Source organism: Photobacterium swingsii (assembly GCF_024346715.1).
In the GTDB taxonomy this organism is placed as follows: Bacteria; Pseudomonadota; Gammaproteobacteria; order Enterobacterales; family Vibrionaceae; genus Photobacterium; species Photobacterium swingsii.
Window position 1 is genome coordinate 2674567 of sequence record NZ_AP024852.1, and the last position, 12967, is coordinate 2687533.

10 protein-coding genes are annotated in these 12967 nt (G+C 44.4%); 5 read left to right on the top strand and 5 right to left on the bottom strand.

Features of this window, described 5'->3' with window-relative positions; translation table 11 throughout:
* Nucleotides 1–136 precede the first annotated feature (136 nt).
* Nucleotides 137–1150 (bottom strand): nucleoid-associated protein YejK, encoded by a 1014-nt coding sequence (gene yejK, locus OCU77_RS12120; RefSeq protein ID WP_048899142.1) that lies wholly within the window; start codon nt 1148–1150, stop codon nt 137–139.
* Nucleotides 1151–1226: 76 nt separating this feature from the next.
* On the opposite strand from yejK, the gene OCU77_RS12125 reads away from it, so the two are divergent.
* Together OCU77_RS12125 and OCU77_RS12130 are read left to right on the top strand one after the other, a co-directional pair.
* On the top strand, nt 1227–1442 hold the full coding sequence (locus OCU77_RS12125) for a YejL family protein (RefSeq protein WP_048899141.1): 216 nt from the start codon (nt 1227–1229) through the stop codon (nt 1440–1442).
* 41 nt (nt 1443–1483) lie between these two features.
* Nucleotides 1484–3346, top strand: a complete 1863-nt coding sequence (locus OCU77_RS12130; RefSeq protein ID WP_048899140.1) for a DUF3413 domain-containing protein — start codon at nt 1484–1486, stop codon at nt 3344–3346.
* A 74-nt stretch (nt 3347–3420) separates the two neighbouring features.
* Here the strand turns inward: OCU77_RS12130 and OCU77_RS12135 are convergent, their stop codons facing one another.
* Nucleotides 3421–3762: a hypothetical protein gene (locus OCU77_RS12135; RefSeq protein WP_239685985.1), complete on the bottom strand. Its 342-nt coding sequence runs from the start codon at nt 3760–3762 to the stop codon at nt 3421–3423.
* Nucleotides 3763–3907: 145 nt separating this feature from the next.
* Between OCU77_RS12135 and OCU77_RS12140 the strand changes: the two genes are divergently transcribed.
* Nucleotides 3908–4606: an SDR family oxidoreductase gene (locus OCU77_RS12140; protein WP_048899139.1), complete on the top strand. Its 699-nt coding sequence runs from the start codon at nt 3908–3910 to the stop codon at nt 4604–4606.
* Between the two features lie 225 nt (nt 4607–4831).
* A complete protein-coding gene (locus tag OCU77_RS12145; RefSeq protein ID WP_053111820.1) occupies nt 4832–5956 on the top strand; it encodes a GGDEF domain-containing protein in 1125 nt (374 codons plus the stop codon).
* A 27-nt stretch (nt 5957–5983) separates the two neighbouring features.
* Here the strand turns inward: OCU77_RS12145 and OCU77_RS12150 are convergent, their stop codons facing one another.
* The 3 genes from OCU77_RS12150 to OCU77_RS12160 all read right to left on the bottom strand — a co-directional run bounded on the left by OCU77_RS12150 (nt 5984) and on the right by OCU77_RS12160 (nt 10779).
* On the bottom strand, nt 5984–7918 hold the full coding sequence (locus OCU77_RS12150; protein ID WP_107302897.1) for a DNA topoisomerase III: 1935 nt from the start codon (nt 7916–7918) through the stop codon (nt 5984–5986).
* Nucleotides 7919–8074: 156 nt separating this feature from the next.
* Complete coding sequence (locus tag OCU77_RS12155) at nt 8075–8623, bottom strand: NAD(P)H nitroreductase (RefSeq protein WP_048899138.1); 549 nt, start codon at nt 8621–8623, stop codon at nt 8075–8077.
* A 140-nt stretch (nt 8624–8763) separates the two neighbouring features.
* Nucleotides 8764–10779: an NADPH-dependent 2,4-dienoyl-CoA reductase gene (locus OCU77_RS12160; protein ID WP_048899137.1), complete on the bottom strand. Its 2016-nt coding sequence runs from the start codon at nt 10777–10779 to the stop codon at nt 8764–8766.
* A 267-nt stretch (nt 10780–11046) separates the two neighbouring features.
* On the opposite strand from OCU77_RS12160, the gene sppA reads away from it, so the two are divergent.
* Entirely contained in the window at nt 11047–12903 is a 1857-nt protein-coding gene (gene sppA, locus OCU77_RS12165) for a signal peptide peptidase SppA (RefSeq protein WP_048899136.1), read from the top strand.
* The last annotated feature ends 64 nt before the right edge of the window (nt 12904–12967 follow it).

Below are 12967 nucleotides of genomic sequence, written 5' to 3' on the forward strand. Positions count from 1 at the left end.
CCTAGTTAAGCCAACAAACATCCATGTAATACTTGAAGAACGTCGCTGCACTAGAGCCAAAATAAGATCAAGCGACAGAAGTCAATCACTCCAGCCGCTTATTCATCACATTGAATATTAGGTTAATATCACTACTTTAGTTATCTGAGTTCAGACGACGCTGCAGTTGATCCTTTAGATTCGGTGGTGTCCCCTTAATGGTTAACGTATCGGTATCGGCATCATAAAAAATACGCTCACCCAGTAGCATGCTGTCAAAGTTAATAGACACGCCACCACCAGAGCCAACAAATTTAGTCAACTTACGCATTGCAGTACGATCCGCAGGGAAACTTTCCTCTAACTCATAACCTTGTTGAGAGGTAAACTGATAAAAGTCAGTGCCATCTTCTGAAGGCGGTAGCTCACCGGCCAGCTCTTTAACCGTGACTTCGTCACCCGCTTGAAGCTGCTCATTGCAGTAATCGTACACTTGCTTACGATATTGCTGCTTTTCTTCTTTATCAAGGCGAGAATCTGCACAAAAATCTTCTACGGCTTGCATTAAGACTTGGTTTTGAACTTTAACGTCTAAACCCACTTCTGCTTGTAAGAAATCTAAGAAAAAATCAGCAATTTTACGGCCAACACGACCTTTAATGAAAGTCAGGTAACGCTTAGATTCCGCATCCGTTTCCCATGCAGACAAATCAATACGCGCAACGATATCCATCTTGGCAACATCTAAATAATCGGTCGCACTAATATCTAACTGCTCAGTCACTTTCATACTGTGACAAGTCGGCATTAAACCAATAAATAGGTAATCCGTTGCCAATGATTGATACTCAGCAAGTACCAAGGTACCGGCTTCAGCAAAAGGATATTTTGCTAATTCTTCTTGTAAGCGTTTGGCTGATTGGTCAGAAAATGACAAGAAATCAAGCTCACCTGCGCGACATTGCTTCAACCAATGACTAAATTCGCTCTCTTCTGAGAAATGGGCGAATCCTTTTGCGCCTTTACTGCTGTATACTCGATGCAGCTCGGCAACAAGGTTTTCGGTCGACTCACTGTGATCAAGTGTTTGTTTTCTAAGATGAACTTCAAATTCATCTTTATCATTCTTGGTGAGTTGGTGCAGAATAACGTTCGAAAGGTTCAGACTCATAATTGAAAAGTTTTTCAGTTAACCAAAAGTGTAGGTTATTATAAGCCGCTTTAGTAAACTTTAAACAAGACTTCCTATGCCAATTACATCAAAATACAGTAACGACAAAGTTGAACAAATCATCAGTGACATGTTTGACGTACTAGAAAAACACGATGCATCAGCAGAACTTGCTCTGATGGTTGTAGGCAATATCGCTACCAACATCATCAATGCTGATCTTCCAGCGGGCCAACGTAAAGCCATTGCTGAGAAATTTGCCCAAGCACTGCAGACCACAATCAAAGACTAACAGAGACACTTTGCCCGAGAGACAGAGAAGAAAAAACAGATATGGTCGCTAGCGGAAACAATTACAAAGACAAAGTATCTCAGCTGATCAGCTGGGGGCACTGGTTTAGCTTTTTCAATATCATCGCTGCCATGCTTTTTGGCACGCGATATATTGTGCATTCAGAATGGCCAGTAACCCTATTAGGTCAACTGTATCTATTGCTAAGCTGGGTAGGCCACTTTGGCTTCCTTGTATTTGGGTTTTATATACTCATTATTTTTCCCGCTAGTTTTCTGATCCCTTCTCAGCGGTTAATGCGTTTATTCGCAGTGCTTATTGCCACTTTAGGCTTAACCACATTAATTTTAGACACTTATGCCTACACCACACTGGATCTCCATTTAAGCCCATTAGTTTGGGATCTTTTGCTTAGTGGTGAGAAAAGTGAACTGAATGCACGCTGGCAATACCTGTTTATTGCCGTGCCTATTCTCTTTTTGTTGCAGCTAGTTCTATCCGAATGGTTATGGCGTAAATTACGAAAGTTAACCCGCAAACATGTGGGTGGCCCTATCGCACTGATCTTTGGTTTATGTTTCTTAGGCAGCCATTTAGTCTATATCTGGGCTGATGCATTTTTGTATCGCCCAGTGACAATGCAACGCTCTAATTTTCCATTGTCATACCCAATGACAGCAAAAAATTTCATGGAAAAGCACGGTCTTATCGATCGTAATGAGTACGCTAAACGCAAAGAACAAAAAGGTGATGCTGAAACGCCACTCATTCGCTACCCAATTGAAAAACTCAGCTTTTCAGATCAAGGGACCAATCAAAATGTACTGATCGTCATGGTTGATGGCCTACGTAGCGACATGATCGAAAGCACCACCATGCCGAATTTAACAAAATTTGCCGAGCAGAACCTGAATTTCACCAATCACTACAGTACCAGTAATGACAATACTGTTGGTGTTTTTGGCTTGTTTTATGGTTTACCCGGTAGTTACCTTGAAAGCATTCGTACCGAAGCAACGAACCCTGTGCTCGTTTCAACACTGAATAAGCGTAACTATCAATTTGGTTTATTTAGCAGTGATAACTTCACAGCCCCTATTTATTATCAAACGCTATTTGAACAGCAAAAATTAGCAGCTCACACCACCGATGACGTAGCTCCTAATGATCAACTTGCTGTTAGTAACTGGCAACAATGGTTAGGCACAGCGCAGGAAGATGACAGCCCTTGGTTCAGTTATATCGAGCTGTTGTCAGTGCAAGAATTTGAAGAAGGTGGTGATTACACTCCAACCTTTACACCATCGCTCAGTACGACAGCGAAAAATACTAAAATCACAGATCCTGATGTGTTACTTAAAAATAGCTACCGTAATGCCGCTTACTACGCTGATAGCTTAGTCAGCCAGATTTTAGATACATTAGAGCAGCAGCAAGCTCTAAATAACACGATTGTCATTATTACATCGAATCACGGTACAGAGTTTAATGAAACGGGTACCAACAGCTGGGGTTCGAACAGTAACTACAGCCAGTATCAACTCAAAGTGCCTTTAGTCATACACTGGCCAGAACGTGAACCTGAAGTTGTAGCAACAATGACCAGCCATTTAGATGTTGTCCCTACTTTGATGGAAACCCTACTCAATGTTTCCACAACCAGCGACAAGTACAGCAGTGGCCACAACTTATTCGATATCGATCCCGATCGTCGTTGGGTAATTGCAGGTGATAGTAAAGATATTGTCGTTATTCAGAAGAATTCAACGACTGTGGTTGACCGCTATGGTAACTATCAAGTCTACGATAAGGACTATAGAGTCAAAGACGAACGCCGACCAAAACTGTCTACGCTAATGCAGGTAATGAACGAGCTAAAACGCTTCTATCACCCTCAAAAGTAGTTCATATTAAATCGAAAAAAACAGCAGCCGAGAAGCTGCTGTTTTTTTACCTTTATATTTTTTACAACGCTTCGCTAATGGTAGTCTCTGTGATTGGTATAGCATTGCTCATACCCATCTTGCCAACCATTTGCATACTTTCGATCCCCTAGCATGCGCTCTGGGTCTTGGCGAAAACCATCATGATAAGTCACTGCCTGCTCTTTTCGGCTATGGCAACCATCTTGATACCCATCGAGATAAGGCCGAGTAAAGCCCAAATCAGCTAACTGGTCATGGCGAGCGCTTTCACACCCACCCATTAATATAAATAGTACGAGTAAAACTCCACGCTTGAGCATCGCACTTTTAAACCCCGCCCCTATTTTTATCACCACGCTTATTTTCAGCACTACAGAGCCCCATAACGACGTCATACGCTAGCACCCAAATAACATTCACTCTGTAATTAACCCTAGCGAAACATCTCACAACCTCAGTGTCTCAATATTGAGTTTATAGACTTAACCGAATAGGCTAACTCAATAAACGAGCGATAAATTAAATAAACAGGGGAATATCATGCAACCTAGGCTACTGATCACAGGGGCGAACCGAGGCATAGGCCTGGCGTTGGTAAAGCACTATCTGGATGATGGGTGGCATGTCGATGCATGCTGTCGAGACATATCGCAAGCACACGAACTTTTGGCTCTTGTAAACACCTCTCCTCAACAGCTACAGATCCACCCGTTAGATGTCACTGATCATGCAGCTATCATGGCACTGAGCCACACATTAGCCGATACGCCGCTAGATCTGCTCATTAACAATGCGGGATATTATGGCCCTAAAGGCTATGGATTTGGTCATACCGATATCGATGAATGGCGCAAAGTGTTTGAGGTCAATACGATTGCCCCCTTAAAAATTGCAGAAGCATTTTACCCTCAACTAAAACAGGCCCAACAAGGGATCATTGCCTCTATTTCATCGAAAGTTGGCAGCATGACCGAGAATACTAGCGGCGGAGGCTACATTTATCGCTCATCTAAGGCTGCACTCAACTCTGTCGTCAAAAGTCTATCCAATGACTTATTACCGCAGGGGATTTTGTCTGTTGCCCTTCACCCGGGTTGGGTTCAAACAGAGATGGGCGGACCAAATGCCTTGATTGACACCCAAACCTCAGCGCTAGGCTTGAAAAAAGTATTAGACAATCTCACCCCTTCTCAAAGTGGACAATTCTACAACTTCGATGGCACAAGTATCCCTTGGTAAGCCAAATCACACTTCGTCTCAAGTGCTCGCCTAGCACTTGAGTCAATCCAGCGCATTTGCCTTTGTAAGACGCCCAACAATTGGTTTAAAAATGTGACAGTCTACACACTTCACCTTATATGCAACTAAGGTAACCCATATTTGAGAACTGCCCCCACCTTTAGACTCAATATTTCGCTAACAATACCTTATTACACAAGTAAAAATAACAAGGAGAGTTGCGAAGTGCTTCCCCCTATTAAGTCATTCCATCAACAGGCATTGCTTGAGCAATTACAAGCACTTCACAACATCTCCTTCATGTTGTGGCGTACTGACTCCATCAATCAAATGCTTTTTACTGCAGTCGATGAAGCCAAAAAACAGCTAGATATCGACAGAATGGCCATCTTTCTTTTCGATGAAAAATTGCGAATGCACGGGACTTATGGCACAGATATGAGCGGTGCGACAGTCGATGAGCACTATTTTGAATCAGCAATTCCTGATCACTGGTTTTCATCACATGCGTTAAAAGGTCAAGAATATATAGTGATCAACAATAACACTGAGCTCTATCATGATTTAGAGCCTGTGGGATCAGGATGGAATGCCTATGTGGCACTATGGGATGAAGACAAGGCCGTGGGCTGGATCGCTTGCGACAACTTGATCTCAGGGCGACCATTGCAAGACTATCACCGACAATTACTGAAACAGTTTGGTTTTATTGTGTCTCAGCACCTCGTTCGGCGCCAAGCAGAAGAAAAATTGATCCGCTTGAATAAAGAGTTGGAGCAAAGAGTCACTGAGCGTACGCAAGCCCTACAAAATGCAAACCAACAATTAGAGCAACTGGCAAAATGCGATCCTCTCACTGGGGTTGCGAATCGGCGTGCATTCGATAATCAATTTAAAGATGAATGGCGACGTGCCGAGCGTCACCAATTACCCCTGTCGCTATTAATTATCGATATCGACAATTTCAAATCCTACAACGACCAATATGGCCACGCTGCTGGCGATCAGTGTCTACAAGTCATTGCTCACGCACTCAACGCTATAGAGCGCCGTGCTGGTGCTCTCTTTGCTCGTTACGGTGGTGAGGAGTTCGTCTTGCTCTTACCGGGACAAAACCATAAAGCGGCCGTTTACGCCGCCAAACAAGCACTTCACGCCGTAAGAAGGCTCAAGTTGAAGCACAAACAACCCAATGATGCGAACCATGTCACCATCAGTATTGGTGTGGCGTCGATGATCCCTTCACTGCAATACTCTACCAGTGATTTGTTCAAACTAACGGATGATGCGCTCTACAAAGCGAAAGCCGTCGGCAAAAATGGATATTACTTCCATACCAGTGAAAAGTAACTACAGGCTCTTTCCACTCAAGATTGACTAGCGTTTAGTGGTTTTACGCTTGGTGTACTTACGCTTTTTAGTGCCACCTTTTTTGAACTCGGGCGATTTTAACGCTCGTAAACTAGGCGGAACATCACTGGTTTTCACTTTATCCATCAAAGTGCTGACCTGCAGTTGAAGGGCATCCATAAAAGGCTTATAAGCACATTTCTTATCAGCCATATCTTGCAATTGATGTTCCCAATGCGCCGTCATATCTGGGTAAGTTGATTCTGTTGGCAACGCATAAATCAAACCACGGCCAGCATCCGTTGCATGAATATTTTTCCCTTCACGCTTCAACAGCTGGCGCTTAAATAGAATTTCGATGATACCTGCACGCGTAGCTTCTGTGCCTAAACCATCAGTGTCGCGTAGAATTTTTTTCAATGATGCATCTGACACAAAGCGGCCAATCCCTGTCATAGCTTGTAGCAAGGTGGCCTCAGTAAAAGCTTTTGGCGGCTCTGTCATTTTGTCTTTAATTTCACCTTCACGACAGGTTAACACCGTCCCTTTCTCTAACGGAGGCACTTTATCAGCAAGATCATCATCTTTATTTTTATCATCACGGCCTAGTAGCTCTCGCCAACCCGCATTCATTAGCTGGCGTCCTTTGGCAATGAAGGTGCCACCAGTAATAGTAAAGACTAACTTCGCTTCACTATAGATAGCCGCAGGGTAAAACTGCATCAAATACTGACGTGCGATTAATTGGTAAATTTTCGCTTCCCCCCCACTTAAAGAGGCAGGGTTAACACCTTTGGGAGTGGGAATAATGGCATGGTGAGCATCCACTTTTTTATCATTCCAGGCTTTTGATTTCAGGCTAGTATTTGCCCCTTCACACGCTTGGCTTAACTCTGTGCTAGTCGTCTTAATGGCTTTACACACATCATTCGCTTGCTTAAAGTGCTCTACAGGCAAGTAGCGGCTATCTGAACGCGGGTAAGTGATCACTTTGTGTTTTTCATACAAAGCCTGACATGTTGCCAGCACATCGGCTGCACTCATGTTAAAACGTTTTGCAGCATCAATTTGTAATGCAGACAGAGAGTAGGGCAACGGGGCTGATTGACGTGTTTCTTTGCGCTCTGATTCCGTTACTTCAGCTGGTTGGCCTTTGATTCGCGCGACGACGTTTTCACACAGCTTGCGGTTAAGAATACGGCCATCTTCATCTTGATGAGGCTCACAAGCTGGACTCGGCTTCCAACGCGCTCGAATGTCATTATCTTGATAAGGGATCAAGGCAAATACTTCGTAGAAGGGCTTAGGCACAAAATTGGCAATCTCATCATCGCGGCGTGTCACCAAGCCGAGCACTGGCGTCTGTACTCGTCCAACTGACAATACGCCTTTGTATCCCCCCTTTTGACCCAGCAAGGTATAGGCTCGCGTCATATTCATACCATACAGCCAGTCAGCACGAGAGCGGGCCAATGCTGAAACTGATAGCGGAATAAAATCTCGATTACTGCGCATCGCAGACAAAGCGCGCTTAACGGCACTTGGGTTAAGATCTGAAATTAATAAGCGCTGGATCTTGGCTTTTTTAGTCGCTGACACTTTGACGTAATCTATCACTTCGTCCACCAGCAGCTGCCCTTCTCTATCAGGGTCACCCGCGTGGACAATATCAGTCGCTTGTTTGGCGAGTTTACGCACTACACTCAATTGTTGTTTGGCTGACTTTCGTGGGGTTAATTGCCATTGCTCGGGCAAAATAGGTAAATCGACCATATTCCACTTTTTGTATTTCTCATCGTAGGCATCAGGCTCAACTTGCTCTAACAAGTGACCAATACACCAAGTGACGATATCGCCATTACCCGTTTCAATATAGCCGTTATTATTTTTATGTGGACGAGGGAGTACCGCTGCTATCGCACGGCCAAGGCTAGGTTTTTCAGCAATAAATAAACGAGACATAACAATTATTCAGCAAACTTCAATGAGCTGGAGACTTTAACCAAAGCGGAAGGCAAGAACAAGAAATACTGGATAAAAAAACAGTAAAGGAAAGCCTTAGCTTTCCTTTCTCTTTTCGGTGAATGTCAACGCTTCGACGGATAAAGCAAGTAGCAGCTATAGATACTCTACAAATTGGCTCAGATCACGCTCGTGAACTTTGGCTTCTCGACAGCCCGATGTACCAAGGTATAGAAAACCTACAATCATATCATCGCCTTGTACACCCAATGATTCACGAACAACGGGGTGATAAGCCCATTTACCTGTACGCCAAAAACCAGAAAATCCCTGTGCTACTGCGGCCATTTGCATGGCTTGAGTCGCACAGCCCGCCGATAGATGCTGCTCAATCACTGGGACTTTGTCATTCTCTGTAACTTTAGCGACAACAGTGATCACCATAGGGGCACGAAACGGTGCTTTACTGGCTTTTTCGAGTGTGGCTTCGTCTGCACCATCTGCTTTTGCCGCTTCCACCAAAATGTCAGCCAGTTTATTTAACCCCTCACCTTTCGACACAATAAAACGCCATGGTGTAAGTCCAGCATGATCAGGCGCACGTAGGCCTGCACGGAAAATATTGTCGAGCACTTCACCTTGCGGCGCAGGCTCCATCAGCTTAGGTAACGAGCGACGGTTTAGTAATAATGTGAGCGCATCCATAACAACAACCTTTAATGATAATAATTATTGATTAACAATATCATAACCATAAAGCACCGAGAAGTATCGGTGCTTTTTCCTAAGCGGCTTTATTCAGCACATACACGAAGCAAGCCAACGCATTGAATTACACGAATCGATTAGAGCTTAGCCGCCAGTTCTACGCCTTGGCGGATCACTCGTTTAGCATCCACTTCGCCCGCAACATCAGCACCACCTATCACACTGACTTTCACATTCGCAGCTTCAAGCTGTTCCGTTAAAACATTCACGGATGTTTGCCCAGCACAAACAATAATATGATCGACTGGCAATACTCGCGCTTGGCCCTCTACAGTAATATGCAGCCCTTGCTCATCAACTTTGTCGTAGCTAACACCGCCAAGTAACTCAACACCACGCTTTTCCAATACTTTCTTATGGATCCAGCCTGTCGTTTTACCCGGTCCCTTACCGACACGCCCTGGCTTACGTTGCATTAACCATACTTGACGCTGACTGACGTACTCTTCATGTGGGTATAACCCCCCCGCATGGCTAATATCAGTATCAATCCCCCAATCTTGTAACCAATCTTCAAGGGCTTGATGCTCAGGCTCTGTCAGCATAGTGGACACATCCACACCGATCCCCCCTGCACCAATCACAGCAACTTTCTGGCCGACTTCCACTTTGTCACGGATCAAGGTTTGGTAATCGATTGTTTTATCGCTCTCTTTCAGACCTGGGATAGGTGGTATCCGAGGCTGCACACCTGTCGCCACGATGACTTCGTCATAGCCTTTGAGCTCATCCAAAGTAGCGGCATGGCCCAACTTCACATTCACACCGGTTTGCTCTAAACGGCGACTAAAGTAACGAATGGTTTCTTTAAACTCTTCTTTACCTGGAATTTGCATGGCCAAATTAAACTGACCGCCGATGTAGTCATTCTTTTCAAATAGATCAACGCTAAAACCGCGTTCTGCGGCTGCACTTGCACAAGCAAGGCCCGCAGGACCCGCCCCTACAACCGCCACTTTTCGGTGATTAACCGCTGGCGTTAATATCAGTTCTGTTTCGTAACAAGCTTGCGGATTAACTAAGCAGCTGGCACGTTTACCGACAAACACATGATCCAAACAGGCTTGGTTACAACCAATACAAGTATTGATATCATCAGCTCTGTCTTGTTCGGCTTTATTGACGAATTCAGCATCCGCTAAGAATGGCCGAGCCATCGATACCATATCCGCTTGCCCACCCGCTAAAATACCTTCTGCGACATCAGGGGTATTAATACGGTTACAAGTCACTAAAGGAATGTTCACTTCACTTTTTAGTTTTTCAGTCACCCAAGCAAACGCCGCGCGTGGCACTTGCGTTGCTATGGTTGGAACCCGCGCTTCATGCCAACCTATACCCGTATTTAATATTGTCACACCAGCCGATTCCAACGCTTTTGCCAGCATCACCACTTCTTCATGAGTACTACCCTGCTCGACCAAATCAAGCATCGACAAACGGAAAATAATAATAAAATCATTCCCTGTGCGTTTTCTTACGGCCTTAACCAATTCAATAGGAAAACGCATGCGGTTTTCATAGCTACCGCCCCACTCGTCATATCTGTGATTCGAACGCTGACAGATAAACTGATTAATCAAATACCCCTCAGATCCCATTAGCTCTACGCCGTCGTAGCCCGCTTCACGTGCTAGTTCTGCACTTTTAGCAAAAGCATCAATGGTTTTATTAATTTGGCGTACGCTCATTTTGCTCGGGGTAAATTTGGCGATAGGGGCGCGAATGGCAGAAGCACTCACCGCGAATGGGTGCAAAGCATAACGACCAGCATGAAGTAGCTGTAAAGCAATTTTACCACCTTCTTCGTGTACAGCATCTGTAATAGTACGATGTGCTCTTGCTTGACGAGCAGAGCTAAACTCAGCACTTAGCGGATGCAGTCGCCCTCGGAAATTAGGCGAGAAACCACCTGTTACAATCAAACCCACACCACCGCGGGCACGGGCAGCATAAAATGCAGACAGCTTTTTAAAACCGTCACGAGATTCTTCAAGCCCTGTATGCATTGATCCCATCAACACACGATTTTTTAATTGTGTGAAACCAAGATCCAAGGGCGCAAGTAAATGTGGGTAAGATTTATCGTTCATGGCTTCCATTCTTTTTTAATTATGGTCAGACCAGTATATGGTCAACAAACAACAAATTTCAAACATCCGTTTACATTAACGCAACAAAGCATGATCTGTGCAAGGGTTTTGATAACGAATCGTGACCAGAAGGAATGATCAGTAATGAAAAATCGAACGTATTAACACTAAGTGGGTCTTAACCTAACATACGGATATTGGTGAAAAATTGTGACATAGCGCTTTCCTGCGTTAGGATAAGAGCAGGAATCATTATCAGGACGTTTCATGAAAATGTTATTTAAAGGGATCGGAAAGATTTTCCGCGCTCTATGGAAACTACTCAGCTTCACTCGTCAGCTTGTTCTTAATCTGTTTTTCTTGGCTTTTATTGGCATCATCATTTTTGCCTTTACCCAAGGAACAGAAGAGCCCGTACAAGCAACGAAATCAGCACTTGTACTGGACTTAGCTGGTCCTATCGTTGAACAGCGCAGTATTATTAGCCCTGTTGATCAACTGACCAGCAATGCCCTTGGTCGCCAGCAAGTTCAAGAAAATGTCTTATTTGATATTGTTGATACCATTCGACATGCATCGACTGATAACAACATCACCGGCTTAGTGCTAAACCTGAAAGACATGGCGGGAACTAACCTTACTAAACTGCGCTACATCGCCAAAGCGATTAACGAGTTTAAAGAAGCTGGCAAACCTGTTTATGCATTTGGTGATAACTTCAATCAAAGCCAATACTACCTTGCCAGCTACGCAGACAAAGTCTTCATGTCACCAGATGGCGGTGTGTTGTTAACAGGCTACGGCAGCTACACCCTGTACTACAAAAGCCTACTCGACAAGTTAGACGTAAATACGCATGTATTCCGTGTTGGTACCTATAAATCGTTTGTTGAACCTTACACTCGCGACAGCATGTCGGATCCTGCACGTGAAGCCAACACCGCTTGGTTAAACCAATTGTGGGGCGCTTATACTCAAGATGTTGCGACTAACCGTCAGATTGATGCCAAAGCACTATCACCAAAACTTGATGATTTTATTACTCAATTAAAAGCCGTTAATGGTGACTTCGCGAAACTGACATTAAACATGGGCTTAGTTGATGAGCTAGTAAGCCGCCCTCAGCTTCTACAGAACTTAGTCGATGCTTTTGGCAGTGATGACAACGACAGCTTTAAACACATCAGCTATTACGATTACATGCCAACCGTGGTGCCGACTGATCTTCCAAGCAGCAATAAAATTGCCGTAGTCGTCGCAAGCGGTGCCATTGTCGATGGTGACGGTCGTCAACAAGGTACAGTCGCGGGCGATAGTACTGCTGCGATGCTACGTGAAGCGCGTTTAAATGACGATGTAAAAGCAGTGATCCTTCGTGTTGATAGCCCGGGCGGCAGTGCCTTTGCCTCTGAAGTCATCCGCAATCAAGTTGATGCTCTAAAACAAGCAGGTAAGCCTGTCATCGTATCAATGTCGAGCTTAGCGGCATCAGGTGGTTACTGGATTTCATCCAGTGCCGATAAAATTATTGCACAGCCGACAACGATCACTGGCTCTATTGGTATTTTCGCGATTTTAACCACCTTTGAAAAAGGGCTGGAAAAAATGGGCGTTTATAACGATGGTGTAGGTACGACACCATTCGCTGGTGTAGGTGTAACCCGTGAATTACCAGAAGGTGTGGCACAAGTCTTCCAGCTTGGTGTTGAACATGGCTATCAGCGCTTTATTGGTTTGGTTAGCCAATACCGCAACATGTCATTAGAGCAAGCCGATCATATTGCGCAAGGGCGTGTATGGACAGGTAAAGATGCACTAGAACTCGGTCTGGTTGATCAATTGGGTGATTTCGATGATGCGATTGCCGAAGCAGCAAGTTTAGCTAAGCTCGATAGCTACGAACTGCAATGGGTAACAGAAGAGCTGACCCCAGCTGAACTTTTCTTGCAGAACTTTACCGCTAAGATCAATGTTCATTTACATAATATCTTGTGGGGACAAGTTCCTTCAGCATTACAACCTGTAGCACACCAAGTTGTAACAGACCTAACGACATTAAATAACTTTAATGATCCAAAAGGGCAATATGCTTTCTGCCTAAATTGCACCAATAGTGAAAAGTGAGATCAGCCCAGCGTTGCTGGGCTTTTTTTACCGAGCGTTAGCCGTATAATGCGCCCACCAAACC